This is a genomic window from Carboxylicivirga caseinilyticus, assembly GCF_050589785.1.
Taxonomy (GTDB): Bacteria; Bacteroidota; Bacteroidia; order Bacteroidales; family Marinilabiliaceae; genus Carboxylicivirga; species Carboxylicivirga caseinilyticus.
Map to the genome: position 1 here is coordinate 64,560 of NZ_JBNGOX010000023.1, position 21,586 is coordinate 86,145.

Annotated in this window: 14 protein-coding genes; all 14 read right to left on the reverse strand. The window is 38.3% G+C overall.

Annotated features, from left to right (window positions below; genetic code table 11):
- Positions 1 to 25: 25 nt before the first annotated feature.
- Positions 26 to 334 (reverse strand): hypothetical protein, encoded by a 309-nt coding sequence (locus ACRD62_RS12825; protein WP_321408658.1) that lies wholly within the window; start codon positions 332 to 334, stop codon positions 26 to 28.
- Positions 335 to 366: 32 nt separating this feature from the next.
- Positions 367 to 771 carry a P-loop NTPase family protein gene (locus ACRD62_RS12830; RefSeq protein ID WP_321408657.1) on the reverse strand — a complete coding sequence of 135 codons (405 nt, stop codon included), beginning with the start codon at positions 769 to 771 and terminating at the stop codon, positions 367 to 369.
- 114 nt (positions 772 to 885) lie between these two features.
- Positions 886 to 1,017 carry a hypothetical protein gene (locus ACRD62_RS12835; protein ID WP_430820513.1) on the reverse strand — a complete coding sequence of 44 codons (132 nt, stop codon included), beginning with the start codon at positions 1,015 to 1,017 and terminating at the stop codon, positions 886 to 888.
- 97 nt (positions 1,018 to 1,114) lie between these two features.
- Positions 1,115 to 2,146 carry an aldo/keto reductase gene (locus tag ACRD62_RS12840; RefSeq protein WP_430820514.1) on the reverse strand — a complete coding sequence of 344 codons (1,032 nt, stop codon included), beginning with the start codon at positions 2,144 to 2,146 and terminating at the stop codon, positions 1,115 to 1,117.
- 1,044 nt (positions 2,147 to 3,190) lie between these two features.
- Positions 3,191 to 4,723, reverse strand: a complete 1,533-nt coding sequence (locus ACRD62_RS12845; RefSeq protein ID WP_430820515.1) for an alpha-N-arabinofuranosidase — start codon at positions 4,721 to 4,723, stop codon at positions 3,191 to 3,193.
- Between the two features lie 292 nt (positions 4,724 to 5,015).
- Complete coding sequence (locus ACRD62_RS12850) at positions 5,016 to 6,188, reverse strand: alpha/beta hydrolase-fold protein (RefSeq protein WP_430820516.1); 1,173 nt, start codon at positions 6,186 to 6,188, stop codon at positions 5,016 to 5,018.
- A gap of 143 nt (positions 6,189 to 6,331) precedes the next feature.
- Positions 6,332 to 7,705 carry a glycoside hydrolase family 43 protein gene (locus tag ACRD62_RS12855; protein WP_430820517.1) on the reverse strand — a complete coding sequence of 458 codons (1,374 nt, stop codon included), beginning with the start codon at positions 7,703 to 7,705 and terminating at the stop codon, positions 6,332 to 6,334.
- A gap of 198 nt (positions 7,706 to 7,903) precedes the next feature.
- Positions 7,904 to 9,466, reverse strand: a complete 1,563-nt coding sequence (locus tag ACRD62_RS12860) for a carboxylesterase/lipase family protein (RefSeq protein WP_430820518.1) — start codon at positions 9,464 to 9,466, stop codon at positions 7,904 to 7,906.
- A 230-nt stretch (positions 9,467 to 9,696) separates the two neighbouring features.
- Positions 9,697 to 10,800: an alpha/beta hydrolase-fold protein gene (locus tag ACRD62_RS12865; RefSeq protein WP_430820519.1), complete on the reverse strand. Its 1,104-nt coding sequence runs from the start codon at positions 10,798 to 10,800 to the stop codon at positions 9,697 to 9,699.
- Between the two features lie 41 nt (positions 10,801 to 10,841).
- Complete coding sequence (locus ACRD62_RS12870; RefSeq protein WP_430820520.1) at positions 10,842 to 13,379, reverse strand: glycoside hydrolase family 9 protein; 2,538 nt, start codon at positions 13,377 to 13,379, stop codon at positions 10,842 to 10,844.
- A gap of 179 nt (positions 13,380 to 13,558) precedes the next feature.
- Positions 13,559 to 14,863 carry a family 8 glycosyl hydrolase gene (locus tag ACRD62_RS12875; RefSeq protein ID WP_321408644.1) on the reverse strand — a complete coding sequence of 435 codons (1,305 nt, stop codon included), beginning with the start codon at positions 14,861 to 14,863 and terminating at the stop codon, positions 13,559 to 13,561.
- Between the two features lie 10 nt (positions 14,864 to 14,873).
- Positions 14,874 to 15,770 carry an alpha/beta hydrolase gene (locus ACRD62_RS12880; RefSeq protein WP_321408643.1) on the reverse strand — a complete coding sequence of 299 codons (897 nt, stop codon included), beginning with the start codon at positions 15,768 to 15,770 and terminating at the stop codon, positions 14,874 to 14,876.
- A 744-nt stretch (positions 15,771 to 16,514) separates the two neighbouring features.
- Positions 16,515 to 18,239: a RagB/SusD family nutrient uptake outer membrane protein gene (locus ACRD62_RS12885; RefSeq protein WP_430820521.1), complete on the reverse strand. Its 1,725-nt coding sequence runs from the start codon at positions 18,237 to 18,239 to the stop codon at positions 16,515 to 16,517.
- 20 nt (positions 18,240 to 18,259) lie between these two features.
- Positions 18,260 to 21,385: a SusC/RagA family TonB-linked outer membrane protein gene (locus ACRD62_RS12890; RefSeq protein WP_430820522.1), complete on the reverse strand. Its 3,126-nt coding sequence runs from the start codon at positions 21,383 to 21,385 to the stop codon at positions 18,260 to 18,262.
- Positions 21,386 to 21,586: the final 201 nt, after the last annotated feature.

Genomic DNA, 21,586 nt, shown 5'->3' on the forward strand with positions numbered 1-21,586 from the left:
TTGGCAAATGTGCCGGAGGGAAGTCTTATAAGACAATTCCTTCACTCTGAATTTTCTTATATATGGGGGTATTTTTAAACTGCTTATTCCAGTTCTCTTTGTTATAAACATAAATAAATAATGACAGACCTGATTCCAGTTCTACCTTATATTTTGTTTCTATATATTCCTGTTCTGTGGCATAATCAACTTTTTTAGGCAATAGCACAAATACCTGCACTTCTTCATGCATATTCTTACCCTGGGGGAATAACAGCACGATTTCTGCATTAGGATCAATGGACTGAATATATTCCCTTACAAGCTCACTAATGTCTTTTTTTGTCTTACTCATGGGGTAAAAATACAAACATTTTTAAGGGTTATTCATTGTCTTTTATCATTGGAATCAACCGAAAAAGCCACCAGGTTGAACATCTCCCTCATCCGGCTTCTTAAACGGTTGCCATACAGTTCTTCCAGCTTTGAAGCCGACAGGTTGGTGGTAATATGGGTCAGCATGCCTTTTTTGACAAAATGATCATAACGTCCCAATAAAATCTCTCCCATAACATTGCAATCATTGCCATAGTATTGCATTGGTCTTTCTGTCCCCACATCATCAAAGCAATAAACGTTTGGCAAATAGCCTCCTGATGTATATTTAAAAGACTGAGTACTGTACTGGCTGATTACTCCATAACCTTCAATGGCAAAACGCAGACTTAGTGATCTGGCCGATACCATAGCGTATTGCTTCAAACTTCGAGAAAACTGAGAAATCAATGTCATTAGGGTTGTTTTACTGCAAACAAACAACCACTCAGTAAAAGACCTTAATGAGGTAAGAATACCGGCTTTATCATGTTTTCCCTGTCTCCAAAATTCACCACCCAACTAAACCTCTTAAAAATCATGGTCTGCTTTCAAGGATAGCAACCACTCCGCTTCTTCAACTGTATGCCTTTCGAGAACACAAATAACACTGTCATCCCCCACCTGATCTACCACCTCTTTAAGATCTTCAGGCCTAAACATTATTTAATAAAAGTCAATTCCTCATCAATCTATTCAAATTATTTGGATAACAATTCCAGAAATCACGATATGTATTAATTAAAATAATAAAGAGTATCTATACATATGGATAATAATTTAAAATAATAGCCTCAGCTTTTAATGCATTCCAGAATTCACCAGTAAATTCAGAATCCACTACATGCTTATTATGTAGCATCCTATGTGGTTTACTCGGATTTAAAGCCACGGCATTTACTTGTGGTGCAGATAAGGCAAATTTTAGGCAAGCATCACCCGGATCTACAAAAAAGTATTTACACACTTTAAAAAAACGTTTTCTCCATTCGAACAAATGAAGATTATTGAGATCCGATTCTTCAACTTTACGATAATCGAAATATTGCCCTCCCGTTAAAAAACCACCATTAAATATGGCAGAATTGATAATCACAACGCCATCTTTATGCAGTTGTTCAAAGAAATGAAGGATTTCTGCCGGGTGATGATAAAGGGTAAATTTATTGGCAAACATCACCCAATCAAAATGCACTTTATCATAAAGTTCCTTAATTACTAACCAGTCTTTAGAACCAATACCCACAGCCTTTACCTCTCCTTTCTCCTTCAGTTCAAACAATGCTTTGTATGCGCCCAAAATATTATCCATCCTTAATAATCTATCCTCTTCATTGTGAGCACTCTGTAAATATTCATCAGGATCGTGAACTGAAACCAATAAAGGTTTAAAACCATCCAAGAGACGACAGCCCTGTTCCCAACATTCTAAAATACCACTATAACTGATTTTTTGGACAGCATCATACTGCAAGTTAACCCAGGCTCCCGGCTCAAATGTTGGCTCTGATGATTCAAGGGGGACGCGATACCATCCCAACTTGATACTAATAGTTATATCTTTTGGCGAAAAACCCAACTTCTTCAAACCATGCGCGATAACTTCCAAGGCTAGACCAGCACCATATTTACCTGCACTGTCTATAGTTACATTCCCATACGACACATTGAACCATTCCTTTATCAAGGCCAACTTCTCCTCCTCAGTAAGCTCTTGGTACAAATTCCCGAGGTAACTGGTTCCGTATACTATCGGAGGACAAATCAAACCCGTATTCCCTAATTTTTTCATTTGGCTCTATCAATCAATTTCTTTAATCAGATAAAAAATAACGACTCAAATCATAATTCATTAAACAACTGTTTTAAGCAAGACATACATTCAAACTTATATATTTTTTAATTAGTTGCAATTATCACATTCAGGCATAATTCCGAAAGAGCAAATACCTTCACATTTTTAATAAGCTACCAAATTACAATAGTTCGTTAAAGTAAGAAGTAAACATTGACTCTTAATAAAATTAGCGGTGAATGAATTTAAATATAACATTAACAGTCACTGTCTTAATAGAGCATAGCAACAAATTCATTAAGGGGAAGGACTATCAAGAAAAATAATATTTATAGCACATATATAGAGTATATTATAAATTAAATATCAATAATTAAAGACATAAACCTCTTTATCAAGATCTTACTCCTTTTCTACACATATAAATTCGCATTAATTTTCTACTGTAGGGGCGCTTAATTGGCATAAAGGAACAAAGATATCGACAACACCTAAAAAAACACATGACTTTCAAATTTTAATTAAAGAGTTAACTCATTCATAGGTATGCGGTTAATTTGCCATTGCTTTTGCTTGTTCATATTTGTATTTCTGTAAACCAATTTATTTTTCCTTAATTTACTCTTCTCGATCATATATTGGTCACAATAACAAGTTAAAAGCCAATCAAAATAAGCCAATTAAACAACAGTATTTTATACTATACAAAGACCAATTTTGACCAAAACTTAATTGGTCTTTATTTAGTACCTCTTCATCCTTATTTAGTGTGCAATTTGCACTTTTGTCAAATTTTAAAATATCTTCTAATGCTCAAGTCGGTTGTTAATTACATAAACTTTAAACCATGTGATCATTATAAACAAACTCCTTTTTTTCAACACCTTATAAAAAACCTATCCGCAAAATAATTGTTCGACAAGTATAAAAAAGAACTAAATTGCTGATCAATTTATTGCTTAAATAATCACAAAATTTTTCAATAATTTAAAGAATCAGAATCTTGCTCACTAACCAAATATCAAACATCTTGAACTACATTTAATCTTCCAACTGGATTAAGACTACAGAATGTGCAGGCATAGTAACATGTAATTCTCCTTTTTTTACTTTGCCTATTGAGTAATCGGTTATTACAACTTTTTCATCTTTACCGAAATCATTATAATCGGTTATGGCTTTCGCATTTATTATCTTCCCTCTAACGTTTTTATAATCCTTGCCAAGTTGCAAATCAACAGGTAAAGATTGATTAGGGTTTGAGTTGGTAATGGTTATATTGGTCACTCCATTTTTATTCGATGCTGAAGCTGTAATTGCCGGGATATGCTCACCATTATAATCATAATCCTCTGATATCAATTCAATTGGAATCAGTTCAGCATCTTGATGAACATTATACATTTGAAAAACATAATAAGTTGGTGTTTTTACCATTTGGGCGCCTCTTGTCATGATTACAGATTGCAATACGTTAACGATCTGCGCAATATTGGCCATACTGATTCTGTCGGCATGGTTATTAAAAATATTCAGATTGATACCAGCTACCAATGCATCGCGTAAAGTATTTTGCTGTTGTAAAAAACCTTCTTGTGTACCTTCTAATTTATCGTACCATGTTCCCCATTCGTCAACAATAAGTTTGATACCACCATCAGGATCATACTTGTTCATAATCGCCAAATGAGACTGAATGTAATCTTCTACATACATTGTATTTCGTATGGTTGCAAACCACATTTCTTCATCAAAATCAATGGAAGAACCTTTTGACCCTTCCCAATTTGCTGTTGGTAAGGTGTAATAATGCATTGACAGACCTTGTGCCAGATTTAGCTTATCTTTTATCACCTCAAGAATATTTTCTGTCCATTCCAAATCGTCTGCACTTGGACCGCAAATGACTTTTTGAAAACCATCTCCTCTTATGTAAGATGAAAAATTTCTAAACACGTCAGCATAATATTCTGCTCTCATATCACCTCCGCATCCCCAGTTTTCATTGCCGATACCCCAAAACTTAACATCCCATGGGTCTTCTCTTCCGTTCTTTTTACGTAACTCTGTCATCGGACTTTCATTAGAGGAAGTAACATATTCAACCCAATCTATTGCTTCCTCAACAGTTCCTGAACCAACATTTATGCTTAAATAAGGTTCGGTACCTATTAATTCACAAAAATCCAGAAATTCATGTGTCCCAAAGCTGTTATCTTCGGTTACACCACCCCAAAAAACATTAACAATCGACGGACGATCTTCCTTGGGGCCAATTCCATCTTTCCAATGATAGGTGTCTGCAAAACAGCCGCCAGGCCATCTTAAAACAGGAATCTTTAATGCTTTAAGAGCTTCAACCACATCGGTTCTATAGCCGTTAATGTTTGGTATGTCTGAATTTTCGCCGACATAAATTCCTTCGTAAATACAAGTTCCCAGATGTTCAGAAAAATGTCCGTAAATTTCTTTATTGATCTTAATGCCCGTTGAATCTGTTTTGAGAATTAACTTGTTTTGCGCGAGAATATTCCCCGCAAGTATCAGGCAAATAAAAAAAGCTGTTGTTTTCATTTTAGATATGATTTAATTTTATCAAACATTGAACACATAGAAGTTAAAAGATAGATATTTAAGCTAAATAAATCCCATAAAAAAGGGATTCTTTTATTATAGTGTATATCATTCGCAGGAACAATGCAACAAAGTTTCTACTTGAATATCAACACACGTAGAATAAAGCTTATAGCTATCACTACTATGTTTTTTTAATTTCATTTTCTTTCTATTTCAAAGTTAACAATAGGGATTATCCTATCATCCGGAAAATATTTACTCAGTTTATTTTTACGGTTGCTGCAGAGGTTTAATCCTCCAGAAACAACTGTTGAGCATACTGATATAAACACCTTCGCCAGGTTAACCATTCATGAGCTGTTCCTTCAGACTCGTAGTATATATAATTGATTTTTTGCTTGTCTAACATCTTACAAAATGCCCCAACTGAACCCGGGAAAGGTGCAGGCTCAGTAGTTCCTAACCCCAACCATAACACTTTTAGTTGCTTATTTAATGCATCAGCATCTTTAAACTTACCATCAAGGAATTTCGCAGGATCTATTTCGTTGGAATTTGGATAATTAGCCGTACCGCTGAAACCTCCGTAATACGCAAACTTATCCAGATGATTCATAATAATCCGCACAGTTTGATTTGCTCCCATTGACAACCCGGCAATTGCACGGGCTTTCCTGTCAGCAATAGTGCGAAAACGGCCATCAACCATTGGTATTACCTCATTAACAATCATTTCTTCAAAAACCATTTGAGGCCTTTTACCGGCAGTTTCATGATCTTGAGGTCTAAAAGCATAGCCGTTATCCATTACAATAATCATCTCCTTCGCTTTCTTATCGGCAATCAGGTTATCCAGTATTAGGTTCGCTTTTCCTTGTGACGACCAGCCTGTTTCATCTTCAAAGCTTCCGTGCTGAAGATACAATACCGGATAACGATTTTGCGTATCTTCCTCATAGCCAGGAGGAGTGTATATAATACATCTTCGCCATGCCTCGGTTATTTCAGAGTAATACTGAACCTGAGTAACTAAACCATGTGGCACATCTTTTAAAGCATAAAATTCCTTGTCAACAGCCGGGATTTCTATGGCACTTCCCCAACGACCGGCACCATAATAGTATTTTGTTCCAGGATCCGGAACCGAGGCTCCATCGATATTTAACTGATAATAATGAAAGCCTTCGTCTTGAGGAGCTGATTCTCCCGTCCAAATGCCTTCTCTATCTTTTACCAGATTATACTTTACACCACCAATATCAAGCTGAACCATCTTTGCATCAGGTGCTGAAACTTGCACCCTTACACGGCCTTCAGAATTAACCTGCGGGTAAAGCTTGCCGGGTTGATTTACAGTAGACGGCTTAAAATCTTCAATAAGCCCAACATCCTGTGCCTGTACTACCAATACTTCAAAAAAAATAAATACCAATGTAAGTAAACTCCAAAAACTATATTTCATAAACTATAAAAGCTAATTGATTAAACATAGAGATATTTCATTTTAAATTTCCTCCAATGACCAGGCGCCTATCGGAAGAAATGAAACTAGCAAGCGAACTTGGCCAGATCCCGCTTACTACCCGTTTCATTCGTATTGTCTAATTATTCACTAAACTGCCAGGCGTCAAAATTGAAAAGTTCACCCTCTTTGCCTTTAAAGACGAAATACAAATCGTGTATGCCCTTTACCTTTTCTACCTTTGTGCTAATTTTTTTCCAGTTATCTACACTGCCAGTATTTGCAATTTCACAAACACCCATCAACTGGCCATCTTTAGTATCCAAACGAATTTCAATTTTTCCACCTTCAATTGAAGCGACTGTTGCTTGGAACATTTTAGCTCCTTTGGCAAAATCTACACTTATGACTTTTATATAATCACCGTTATTGATTTGTGAGACATATACCCCATTTTTACTATCTCCTGTAGTCTTTACACCTTCGGACCAGGCTATTGTTTCAGCCTCATTTCGTTTAAAAGGGTTTAAGTAAGCAACACCAGTTTTAATACCTTCAACCGTTGATGCTATTGAGGGAATAGAACCGTCAGCATTATATTCAAATTGTTCCACACAAGTAGAGCGTCTGAAACCACCACCGTTTGGTAGTGCTTCGTTATGATAAAAGAAATAGGAATTGCCTTTAAAATCAATAACTCCTGAATGATTGGTAAACGCAAGTTTTGGATGACGTTCCATAATTAAACCTTTGTATTCCCACGGCCCTGTTGGCGAATGCGACGTTGAATAGCCAATGCTTTCAGGGATTCCATTGACAGCATAAAGCAGGTAATACAGGTTGTTGCGCTTATAAAACCACGGACCTTCAACATATTTGGTGCCAGGAGTACCATCTTTTTTAACTCTTTCGCCAAACGATTCAGCAAGCATATCAACCGATACAACTCCATTTTTACCAATGCTCTTGTCATACGAAATCATATCTTCGTTTAATTTCACATACCATACACTAGGGTTACCCCAATACAGGTATGCCTGCCCGTCGTCGTCGACAAAAACAGTAGGGTCAATATCTTGCCATAAATGATCGCTCTCTACTAGTTTTTTACCCAAAGGGTCGGTAAAAGGACCATAAGGCGAATCGGCCACCAAAACACAAATCCCGGTTCCATGAATAGGAACATAAAGGTAAAATTTGCCATTGCGTTCAATACATTGAGGCGCCCAAGCCCCGTTATCCTTTTCAAGCCATTTAAAAGATTTTAATGAGGCAACTGCGCCATGATCCGTCCAGTTAACCATATCGGCTGTTGAGTAACAACGCCAATCGTACATGGTAAAGAAATTAGCCTTTGTACTATCCTCATCATGAGAGGTATAAACATAGACTGTATCATTATAAACCATGGGTGCCGGATCGGCAGTAAAGTAGGTTTGGACAATGGGGTTTTGCGAATAAACCGACATCCCCAATAAAAAAACAGTTATAATTGATAATATTACTTTTCTATGCATTATTGTAATTTCTGGATTGATATTATTTTATAGATTCAATCTTCCAATACAAATCGAAGACCTGGTAACGAATAAGTCGTTTTTCAATATTCTCATGGGTAGATGAATTAATGAGTTTTTTAAAAACAATTAATTTCATCGTTTTCAATTATTCATCAAGAGTTTACAACGCTTCGCTCTCTAAACAACAACTATTTATCACTTAGCCCATTCTGCTCCTTCTTCTGTTCTTCTCCATTTAAAATACTCATCAAGAACTTTTAATGATTCTTCACTTGGTACGGGACCTACATGAGGCTTTTGCTGCAAATACATTACTTCCGGCTTATCATCGCTAAAGGCTGGCCACTCAGGAATACTTTCTCCATTGGGATTACCATATTTTGCAAAATTTGTCCAATAAGTACCCATCGCCTCAGAAATATCAATATCCGATTGCGAAGAATTATTCGGATCTAAATGTTGAAAAACAAAAGCCACATCCTGCCCATGTGGTGAGCCATATCCATACATTGGCGAACCTTCTGGAAATTCAGGATGTTGATCGAAATAGTAATAGTATACATTTGACTTGCCTGTTTGAGATTGTAGCCTTGCCCAAATCCAAGTTTGCCAGCCAAAGGCTGCATCGCGCATAAGGTCGCGGGCTGTTTTTGGTACACTATTTTCGGCAAGCGGATAAGCTTCCAACAAAGCATCAGCATGCTTCCCGAAACGTTGATTCACACTATTTCTAACCTTTTCAGGATTCTTCTCCCACATAAAACTGGCGCCTTCGTCGGAATTATAACCAATCAGGACAGGTACATCATTGTATTGACCTTTTTCATATAACTTATATTGATCATCTGGAATAACAACACCATCTACAATTGGCCATCCTCCAGGCATGGTCCACCCGGCAGGAATAAATTTTTCAGCTTCCATCTTGCGCAAATCGGCAATTGATGTACCTCCTTGTTGTTTCACATATTCAATACCATCTGATTCAGCTTGTTTTAAAGTTTTCATATTTTCTCCTGGATAAGTAGTCGGACGCGATGGTCCAAACGAGCCTCCACTCTGAGATATAGCACCATGAAAAAGCCCTTTCGCCAATGGCGATGCACACAACATACTTACTGATATTCCCCCTGCTGATTCGCCGAAAATGGTCACTCTGTCCGGATCACCTCCAAAAGCAGCAATGTTCTTTTGAATCCATTTCAATGCTGCTATCTGATCCAGCAAACCATAGTTTCCTGATACGCCTTCCGGACTTTCGGCACTTAATTCAGGATGAGCCAGAAATCCAAGTTGCCCCACACGATAAGCAATACTTACTAAAACAACTCCTTTGTCAGCCAAGGCTTGTCCATCAGATACAGGTTCCGATGTTGAGCCAAAACTAAAGCCCCCACCGTAAATCCAAACCATAACAGGTAGTTTTTCATCTGCTGACTTTGCCGGTGTCCAAACATTCAGATATAAGCAATCTTCGCTTTTGCCTGAAGGAGGATTACCTCCCTGCATTGGAGCTGGAGCATACTCAGTGGTTTGTTTAACTCCTTCCCATGCTTTAACGGGTTGTGGGGCTTTCCAGCGTAAATCTCCTACAGGAGCAGCGGCAAATGGGATACCTTTATAAATGGTCATGTATTCCATGACTGTTCCCTGGATGATGCTGCCCTCAACCTTTAACTGGCCTGGTTGAAGTTTACTATTGCATGAGATCATCCCCAAAACAAAAAGCAGAAATAATAAGGTTTTTAAATTTTTCATTGTTAAGTGGGTTTATGATGGGCTACTGATAAAATCAGCAACCAATTTTTAATTTATTCATTGTTGTGCTTTGGGGATTGCCCCCAAAAAAAATGAAAAAGTCAATCCGTTGAAATGACATCGGTGATTGAAAAAGCATTCAGCATACTCGATGCCTCTTTACCCATAAATTTAGTCAACTTCATCGGCAGTGCACCATTGAAGTTGACTACAAATGACAATATATCTGATTACTTAAACAGTAATTGAGCAAATTCATGCAAGCTTCTTCTCCAGGTATGGAATTCATGAGCTGTGCCTTCCGACACATACCAAACAGCATTGATACCGGCTTCTTTCAATGCTTCGGTGGATTTTTGTACTGCTTCAGGACGCTCTTTGCTTCCGCAACTTTGAAAAATAAGTTTCACATTACTTTGGTCTTTAACTTCCTCTGGAGCATAAAGAGCACCGCTAAAAAGACCAATGTGCGAAAACACATCAGGCCTGTTGGTTGTAATGGCTTTTGTTTCCATCGATCCCATGGAAAGTCCGGCCATGGCACGGCTTTCCTGATTGGAAAGCGTTCGATAATTCTCATCAACATAAGAAACTAATTCATCAACCAAAACAGTTTGAAAAGGAATGATATCGAATTCACGCAATTTTCCGAATTCAATATCATTGGTCATGCCATATGTCATTACAATGATGAAAGGTTTGGCTTTTCCTTCGGCAATTAGATTGTCCATGATTAAATTGGCCTTTCCCTGCTCGGGCCAGGATGTTTCATTTTCGCAGTAACCGTGTTGAAGATACAAAACAGGATAACTTTTTGAAGTTTCATTTTCATACCCGGGTGGTGTATAAACAAATGCCGTACGGCATGTCTTAGTACTTTCTGATGGGAAAAGAATTTCATGAACATGACCATGAGGAACATCTTTTACAGCAAAAATATCCTGGTCATCTGAAGGAATTTCGATACCACTTCCCCAGCGACAAGCACCAAAATACAACAATGTTCCCGGATCGGGAACCGACGCTCCGTCAATATTAAGTTGATAGTAATGGAAACCGACATCCTGCGGAGCCGATTCTCCGGTCCACATTCCTTCTGCATCCTTAACCATGTCGTATTTAACACCACCAATGTCGAGTTTTACATATTTGGCATCGGGAGCAAAAACTTGTGTGCGTACACGTCCCTCGGAATTGACCATGGGGTATACATGGCCTGGTTGGTTTACCGACGAAGATTCAAAATCTTCCACTATTTGATCATTCGATTGGGCAACACAATAGTTACCAACAATCAGAAATATTGCTAAAAGCGATTTGATTTTGTAATTCATTTTAAACTTGGTTTTTAGTTTTGATGAAATAAGAGTGATCTCTATTCTTTTATTAAAAGTTCATTGACTGCATTAGCAAGGTAAATATAGGCTGCACCAATATCGATAATGTACTCATTCTCTCCCCAGAAAAAAGGCCAATCCTCCTTGTTCTCTGGAAAATCCGGATTCAATATCAGCACACCGGGAACTATTCCTCCGGCGATAAAACTAAAATCGGCTCTGTTGCTTCCATACGCCACTTTCTTCGAACGAGTTCCCACTGCCGAAACAAAGGAGATGTTAGAATCTGGATGACATCCAAACAAGTAATTTAACCCTTTGTACACATCTTCCTTTTCGATGATTCCCGGGTATGCTTTGTAAGCCATATAGTTGGTACTTGCCCATTCTATAACCCCTGCATTTCCAGCCCATCCTCTGGTTGAAATAGGCACTCCGTAAGGGTTCTCGGCTTCTAATTGTTCAATCTCAGTTTTGTGTTTAATTACGTGTTTTTTAAGTTTCTCTTTAAATTCATCCTCCATGTGAGGAATTGCGCGAAGAGCCATAGATAGTGTCCATTCGGATGATTCATCCAAAGCAGGCCATATCAATTCTTCATAGCGTTCTGCATAGGCCTTGTCTCCCGAAGAAATATACAACTGAAGTGTTGCCGGTATTTCATTAAAACGTCCCCATCGTGAAAATCTGTCGGTTTTGGCTGTTTTCATAATCTCCCTGGCTTCGGTATAAAGAGTTTTTGCCAGGCTAAGGCATTTATCTGCCAGTTCACTGTTGTACTCTGTTAATGCTCTGTTGGCAGCAGATAGGGCAGCAACTGTTGAAAAGTCGAGACTATAATTTCGGTTGGTAAAAGCCCATCGATCATCCAAGGTACCAGAGCTAACTCCATCGCTTTCGTATGGTTTCAGATTGGGGTTGTATGGCAAATTATCCGTTTCGGTTGAAGCATCTCCTAAATGATGGTATTGATGCAACCTGGGAACAATGATACCGCGTACAGGATGTCCAATATTCTCAATTTGTGCTACCAGATTTAGTATACCGTGTTCAATTTGTTGAAGAATATCCGCATCGCCATCAGGACGATGGATATCAACGTAGCGAGTTTCCTGATTGATAAAAGTCTGGTCTCTGTTAACTTTGAAGTATTCCCATGAATCAACCAGGCTTTGAATGGTACGGCAGTGAGTGCCGGTTTGGATATCATAGTCACCCGCATCAAACCAGCCGCCAACGGCCAATCCGGGTATGCGCTCCAGAGGCTTATACTTGGTATCAGTTACTGAATCCATGTTGTAACCATCAAAAAAATCGATATTAACAGGAGCCTGCAATGCATCGTCCTTAAAAGGTTCGCCATGCCAGGTACGGTAAGCTTCGTTTACTTTCATGTGATCCATCTGCACGGGCAGGAAGACATCTAATGTAGGATGCCAGACATTTTTAATTGTATTGGGGTCAATTGAGAAAGGACTTGTAGTTTGATCGCCATACTGAATGCAGTACAATCCGGGTTTAGTGATTGAGCTGAAGTCCACCTTCAGATAGTTGTAGCGCAAATAATTTCCCCATTCTTCAGTGTTTACCGATAGCTGTTTTATTTTCTTTCCTGATACAGTTACTTCGTAGATGAAGGCTTCTTTCTGTGGAACGTCATTCCTGTCAAGTTCGATGACAGCAACTTTCTTTTGATCAGGATGGTACCCTACTTGTGAGAAACCAATATTGGGTTTACGCACCCAGTTTTCAATGGCATTGGGTTCAACATGCCATTCAAGGACTTCTCCGGTTTGGTTCGAGGGTAAAATACTTCGAGCTATAAACCAACCATTTTGTGCCAGATTGCGACCGTCGAAAAGCATAATTTCCGATTCTGATTCTATTTTCACATATCTCTCAGGATCTTCGGGTGCCAATACCAGAGTCTTTCCTTGCGCAAGTGGTTTGGGTATAATAAATTCATCAAGTCCCCGATCATCAAAGGTGTTGTGCCCTCCAAACTGAGGAGTTTTGCTTTTTGATGATTGAATGGTTGTATCTCCAGAAGGGTAAAGGGGGAAATAGGATGGTTTGCCATCAACCAGATAGCTTTTTTCGAAGTAGGCAGAAGGTAGAAATTCCAGGTTGAATCCGGCCCTACCTTTCAATGATTCAGGCACCGGTTGATCTAAAGAGACTACGATTTGAAAACCATTTCCTTCAGGAGATACTGTGATCTTTGAATCAAAATCATAATCTTCATATCGGAGCGTAAACTCAATACTTTTACTGGCTTTGTCAATACTTTTTTCGATGAGGGTTGGGATTAAATCCCATTGTTCGGGTGTATTTTGCAGCCTTACTGCTCCTCCGGTAAATGTTCTTACTCCATGATGGATGAGCTCTATACCGGCTGTTTTTTCATCAAAAAAGAAACCATTGTATTGGTTGTTAAAAACCAGGACGTTTAGACCCTTTGTCTCGAAATACTCTTTTTCGTTGAGCGTTAGTTTTTGTGCAAAAGACGAAGTGCTAATTAAGAACAATAAGCTTAACAGGAACTTATAAGGATTGAATATGTTTTTTAAAACCATTGTTATAGATTTAGGTATTTGAAGGGTAAAATAATTAAGAGGAAATGATAAAGGTAATTGCACCAGCTCGGCCATTCTTGGCCTCCTGGATAAGCAAAACAGGTATAATTGGAGTCGGTTTCATAAAACTTTGCCATCATTAATTCTCGGTTAGAATATTGCGCACATTTGAAAGGCTTTTAATTCTGATCAGGAAGGATGATCTGATATTTTCCACTCAGATGCATAAGACTGAACAAGTATAGCAGCCCATCATAATAGGGATCAAAATACCCATCATCGTAAGGTTCCAATTTTGCATCCCAGAGTTTATGGACAAAATCCATACTAGTATCGTTGTTGTTAATATTAATCAGTGAAGCTGTGGCTGCAGTAGATATTAACCCCAACGAATGTCTTAATTTGGGTTCATAATCACCTGCCGGAAGTATCCATTCGGGTTCAGAACCATCTAAATTGTACTGATCTTTAAACGAATTCATTCCTTTCGATCTGAGGAAGTTTTGAAATCGCTCCGCATAACTTTCCTGCCATTCTTTATCTTTTCCGTACCACAAATAATCCATTGCTATATTCATTGGTACACGCCAGGAATCGTAACGAAATCCGGGTTTCATCCACGGAGTAGGATGAGGTTCACCATTGAACTCAGTATAGTCAGAATTAAGACCGGTAACAGGGTGACATGCACGGTGCAGAAAAACCCTCGACGTATCGGCACAATCACGATAAAATCGTTCGTGACCGTCATTGGCATACTCAGCCCATAATTCATAAAACGCTGGGACATGGTAAGAGGGGTCGGTCCAATTGTATCCGTGTCCTCCCGGAACAAAAGAAATTTGCTTGTGTTCAAGATTTATAAAAGGTTGCACATATTCAGCCCCGTCTTTTTCCCACATGGCATCGAGTATGTATCTGGCTTCTGCATAATAGTCGATTCCGGTGTCATTACCCCAACGGTTAGATGCAAGCAACAGAGTTGTGACAAAATATAATTCTCCGTCGGAAGCACTTCCGGGAGAATTCATCTTCATTTTTTCAGGATCAAAGCTCCATGCAAAATAGCCTTTTCCAGGACCATCCTGATGTTGTAGATACTTTTTTGACCAACGCCAAATGCGATCAAAAACATCTTTTTTATCCAACTGAACGGCAACCATCATACCATATGAAACACCTTCGGTGCGTACATCCTTATTTTTTATATCAGAAACATACCCCAATGAATCACCAACTTCGAAATAGATGCGATCAGGTCCTTCAAACAGATCGAAATAAGCTTTTTCAACCTTCTTGTCAATTTCGTTCTGACTGTACCCGGCTTCAAGAAAGAGATTTCGGTAACTTCCTAATGAGTGGTTCTGAGCAAAAAGTGGGATTTGCATTAACGAAAAGGTAAACATTAAAAAGGTAACTGTTTTTTTGAATTGCAATTTCATAGTCTTATACTTGCTTTTAGGGTCCATAAACAACGGTTTCATAATAGTAGAATTAGAGAATTTCTGAACTCTTCATCCACAGAAAAAGAGGATCAATCCAGGATTCTTGCTTAAAGATAAACCCATGATTTCCTTTGGGGTAGATATGCATTTCAACAGGTACCTGATGGTGTCTTAATTGTTCGAAATAGAAGATGCTATTGTCAACATCTACCACATTGTCATCAGCAGCGTGAGTAATATAAGCTGGTGGAGTATCTTTAGTTACCTGCCATTCCGATGAATATTGAATAATTTCATCAGGATCTGGATTTTCTCCAAGTAGCTTGGTTCTGGATCCCAAATGGGTGAGACTGTCGCTCATACTAATGACTGGATAAACTAATATTTGAAAATCGGGACGCAGATTTGTGCCTTCGGGATTATTGATTACGGGATCATAATGCGTAGCTAATGTGGAAGCCAGGTGTCCACCGGCAGAAAAACCCATAATCCCAATTTTTTCAGGGTTTATATTCCATTCTGACGCGTTTTCCCTAACTATTTTTAGCGCTTTCTGCGCATCCTGCAGAGGTATCATAGCGCTATCATCTGAAGAGGGGTCGGGCAGTCGGTACTTAAGGACAAATGCGACAACTCCGTTTGCAGCTAGCTTTTTTGCAGTAGTAATCCCTTCTCCCTGGTAAACAATTACACTATAACCTCCACCCGGACATATAATTACAGCAGGACAAAGAGTGACATTTCCTTCAGGAGAATACATTTCTATGCTTGGAGATATCACCTTTCGGATCAGGCCATCCGGATTCTCATTCTCAGAGTTTAGTTTCTCACCAACCTTATGAATTTCTATTTCATTGTTGTATAGTTTAATAATCTTCTGAGCTTTTGTTTGTGTAAAAAAAAGAGCAACCAGAAGTAGAAGTAGCAACCGAGTTAGCTGATCCATTGGTCTTGTATTTATCTTCTTATTTATCAATTTACATTAACTATCTGGAATATTCTGATACGACTGTATTTAATCTATTAGTAATTTAATAAAAGCCAACTCTAATAGTATTCATTTCATTCAATTAGGCAGTTTTTAATATTTAGAATTGAAACATGTCATAATTTTTCCATAAAACATTTTGATTTTCTAACAATTACCACCTCCATTGTTTCTTTTTTTGCACATTAAAAATGACCGATCCGCAACTCCTTTAACAAACCAATTATTTGTCCATTAATTATTATGGTTGATGCCTCAAGAGTTATCTTGCAGATTGCTTCCTGGTGTTTGAGGAAAAACTTAACCGCGTTTGAATATTGTGGCATTTCATTCTAACAGCATTAATCAAACTTAAAGATTTTGACTCATTGAGTTTTTTGATTTTAGATATTTGATTTTAGATTTCGAACCGGATATGATATAGCGGAAATCACATTACAAATTATTCAATAGCTAATTTAATGTGAGTCAACTTACTATAGAAATACTTCACAAATAATTCTGCAAGCTTCAAAATTTCACTATGTAAATCATCTTTATTTTCAATCTGATTTTTAAGATTAAAATCGAACCCTACCTTTTTGAACGATGGAAATTGAGACTCTGATTTGCTGAATCAAAAGATGACAAAAAGAAAACCGGAAGAAAGGATCATGTCTTCTTCCGGTTTTTGTCCTGAATACAGGATACTGTTAGGGTAGATTAATTAGTAAATCCAGGATACAGATCACCACTTGTAAATCCGGGAGTTTGTTCCAATAATCCATTTGAAAGATCGATTTGTCTCTGTGGAATAGGGAAGAAACCTTTGGTCTCATCATAACGAGCACTATAACCTTTGTTATTAAGTCCGTTAAATACAGCAGGATTACCAAAGTTGTATACTGGTGTTCCCACCTGAGTCTCAAGGGCTGTTTTGGTATAAGCAGCACCCCAACGACGCATATCGTTCCAACGCAAACCTTCAAAAGCAAGCTCATGCTGACGTTCCTTTTGAATATTCTCCAACGAATAAGATACTGGACCAAGGCCCACGCGACCACGTACCTCATTCATGTATGAGGCATCTTCGGTTAACTCAGACATCATCAGCAACACATCGGCAAAACGAATGAAAATCAAATCATCACCATGCGATAACTGATTATTGTCTTGATTACCATACATGATAACACTATAATCATTCTTAATACTGCCGTCATCAGGAGATTTTGCAGTAACGCCATTGTATTTCTTACCCCAATAATTACTTTCCATTACAAAATCCCATTGACCTTTTGCATAATTAGGAAGCTCAGATTCAATATCAATTACAGAAGCCCAAAGACGGATGTCGCTAGGTTCATCAATCTGCCATTGATCAATAATATGTTTAGGGATAGAGTTACCTTGTCCCCAACCTCCTGAGAAAGGAAAAGTATTAGCTACTGATTGCAATCCTCTCAAACCGAAGAATAATTGAAATGTATTACTATAACCTCGTCGTATATCCCAATTGGCAAAGTTCGAAAACTTAAGCGCAAAAACAGTCTCAGGGCTTACGGCTCCATTGTCAGCAGCATACAGAAGCTCTTTTCCTGTCTTGTTCATATAATCAACCATGTAAGGATAATCATTAATTGTCAATGAATTTGTGTAAGGCCAAAGTTCGTGAAAATCATCTACTAAATGATGACCACTGGCACTGATACATTCTCCCAACCAGGCAATAACTTCAGCCTTGGTAACACCAGGGAGTGTAGCCTCTTGGTAAAATCCGGTATAAAAAAGCCATACACGAGCCATCAAGGCTTGAGCTGCCCAAACAGTAACACGACCTTCTTCTGTTGAAGAATAAGGCACTTTCGGTAATAGCTCGATGGCTGTTTTTAAGTCTAATGTAATTTGTCCGTAAATCTCTTCCGTGCTGGCAGCTGGCAAGTTAACTGCTTCTGTAGTAATTTTTAGCGGCACATTTCCAAAAAGAGTTGTCAATCGGTAAAAAAAGAAAGCTCTTAAGAAAAGGGCTTCTCCCTTGTATTGTTTTTTCAGATTGGCACTTACAACATTGTCACTGAGCAGATCCATATTTTCAAGGGCAAAATTTGCGCGGTGAATTCCTTCGTAAGTTACTTCCCATGTATGAGACAACATTTCGTTATCGGAATACATCATGGCTTCGTACGATTGAGCCTTAATATCGTTAAGACCACCACCGCCTAATTTCTCGTCACTGGCTACTTCACAAACAAACAGGTAACTTTGATCAACATTACGCTGTTCGTTATTCATGGTGGTGTATATACCTGCCATCATTTGTTTGGCATCATCAGCTGTCTGAGGAAAGTTATCCGAAGTTTTTTGAGTGAGTGGCTCCAATTGCAGAAAATCCTCTGAGCAACTACTCAACATCGCAGCAGCAATGATTAAATATGCTATTTTTTTCATAATCATCTCAAATAAGTTTATTAGAATTTCAAATTAAATCCCACCATATAAGTTTTTGGAGCAGGATAAAAACCAAGATCAATACCTTGTACAAAACTTTGTCCGTCTCCATAACCTACTTCAGGATCTAAGCCAGAATAGTCGGTAAAAGTAAATAAGTTACGTCCTGCGACAAACATGCGAGCCTGCGACAGTGGCAATTCAGGCAATAACTTCTTAAAGTCATAACCAAGGGTTATATTCTGAATTTTAACAAAGTCACCATCTTCAATGTATAGCTCAGATATATTCAAACGGTTGGTACCATTACCTGCAGTCATGCGAGGAATTTTATTGGAAGTTCCTTCACCATGCCAACGACCCAATATATCGGTGGTATAGTTATGGAACTCGTTGTCACCAAATGAACGATACGACTTCAGTATTTGATGGCCAAAAGCACCATTACCACTCATTGAGAAATCAAATCCTTTGTAGGCAAAATTAACGCTGAAACCAATTCTAACATCGGGATGAGGATTACCAATCATGGTTTTATCAGCTGTGGTCACTTCACCGTCACCATTTACGTCAGAGAAAATAACATCCCCTGGCTGAGGATTAGCCTGTAGGAAGCCATGAGTCCAGTTGGCAATTTGTTGTTCATTCTGGAAAATTCCTTCTGTTTTGTATCCATAAAAATAACCTGCAGGCATTCCTTTTTCAACTCGCCAAACCGGGTCGGTACCTTGTGAAATAACACTCGGATCACTTGCATAAAAACCAGTATTGTCACCAAATTTGGTAACTACATTTTTATTTTTAGAGATATTGAATTGGGCTCCATAAGTAAATTCGCCCACATTGTCATTCCAGCGTAATGCCAGTTCAAATCCTTTGTTTTCGATATCACCAGCATTGGCAAACGCAGCTACAGGACCCATAATATCCGAAACATTAGGACGAACCAACCAATCTATGGTGGTCTTGACATAATAATCGAACGATCCCTGAAGTCTTGAACTTAAGAAATGAACATCCATACCAATATCCAATTGCTCAGAAGTTTCCCAAGTAATGGCAGGATTTGGGAGTACAGCTGGATAACCACCTAATTGCATTTTAGAGCGATCGTTTCCAAATCTGTAGTTATTTTCAGCATCAAAACCAATGAGGCTCAAAAACTGATAAGAATCAACATTGGCATTACCGTTTTGTCCCCAACTGGCTCTTAACTTCAAGAAATCAACCACGCCATTGTCGTCCAGAAAACTTTCTTCGGTCATTACCCAACCGCCGGAAATTGATGGAAAATAACCCCAACGATTACCTTGTGCAAAATTAGAAGATCCGTCAGCACGCATTACCAAAGTAAGCAAATACTTTTCTTTGAAGTCGTAATTAACTCTTCCAAAGTAAGAAGCAAGAGCTCCTCTTCCATTGGGTGCCCCCCCAATACTAGTTATACCGGATGTTAACCCATCAGTATTGTCAAGATAAGCGTATTCATAACCAATAAAAGTTGGATTGGCGTTGGTGGCACTCATATTGGTTCCATATCCCCATTTTTCCGCAGATTGTCCTACCAACACATCAAAATTATGCAAATTCACTTTAAAGCTGTAATTCAATGTATTTTCAAGAGTCCAACGGTATCCGCTACCTGCATTTTGTGTAATTCTACCCGGTGTCATAAATGCATCACCAGCCAAAAAATATTCAGGTTGGTAGCTACGATAAGAATCTGCATGCATTCTGTATCCAAAGTTAGTTTTCCAAACCAAGCCATTTATTGGTTGTATTTGAAGATAGGCATTACTATTCAGGTTATAATTTATGGTCTCATTCTGACCACGATTTAAATCCATCAAAGCCAATGGATTATATATTCGAGATGATAATCCTTCAAGACCTGAAGCCTGAAGATCTTGTCTAGCATAATACTCACCTTTATCATTGTATACAGGTACCAAAGGATTTCCTGTCATCATGTTACGAACGTCGTTAGAATACATACCACCAATGGCAATACCACTTCTTTCGCGATAGCTGTAATTTAATGTTTGACCCATTTTAATGATGTCCAGTCCGTTTTTCTCATATAAAACATGGTCGCTGTTCAAACGCAAAGTATATCTGTCGCTTATGGGTTGAACAGGTTTTCCCAAAGTACCTTCTTGTGACGAATAAGAAAATCCCATTGCGAACACCGAATTTTCAGATCCTCCGGTTATATTAATAGAATGGTTTTGGATGGGAGCATTCTTATTCTCGGTTTCTTTCATCCAGTCTGTTCCTTGCCATCCATTTTGAATATCCTGGTATATACCAGGAATCATGGAAGCGAAATCAAGAGGATCTTTTCCTGAAATCACACGCTCCTCGTTGTAAATTTCTATAAACTGTTCAGCATTCAATAATTCAGGCATTTTATAAACATTCTGAACACCGTAAAAACCATCGTATGTTACCACTGTGCGTCCTGATTTACCACTTTTTGTGGTTACCAAAATTACACCGTTGGCAGCTCTGGATCCATAAATAGCAGCAGAAGCCGCATCCTTCAATACGTCGATCGATTGAATATCTGAAGGGTTGAGCGTATTGATATCTCCACCAGCAACACCATCAATCACATATAGTGGATTTGAATCACCAATGGTACCCAAACCACGAATATTGACTTTATAACCTTCACCTGGCATACCCGATCCTTGAGTAATGTTCACCCCTGGAGACATCGTCTGAATAGCATCTAATGCCTGAGTCGAGTTCTGACGTTGTAGATCATCTGATCCAAGGGAGAGGTTAGCTCCTGTCACTAGTTTCTTCTTTTGTACACCATAACCAACCACCACCACTTCGTCCAGGTCGGCCATATCAGGTACCATGTTCACTATAATGGTAGTTTGAGTGCCAACTGTGATTTCTTGAGTTTTCATTCCTATGAAAGAGAATACTAATACGGCATCGTCTCCAGGAACTGTTATTAAATAATTACCATCCATATCAGTAATGATTCCGTTGGAGGTTCCCTTTTCAAGAACTGTTACCCCAGGAATGGGCATGTTCTCATTGTCGTAAACAGTCCCGCTCACCTTTTTTTGGGCAAACACAGTAAAGCCTACAAACAAAAAAAGAAGCAAAATGAGATTTCTTTTTTTCATAAAATTTTGGTTTTATTTTTAAGCAATAAGTGTGAATTTTGATTAAAATATGTTAATTCCATCCACAAAGTATACTTTTCCATAATCGCTTAGTTTTAATATTGGATATCATTGGTGGGCGCTTAAAACCCACTGATTATTAATTGTTTATTTTTAAGTTCTTTGACATTTTTGTAATCGTATTTCGTAAGCACCTCTCTT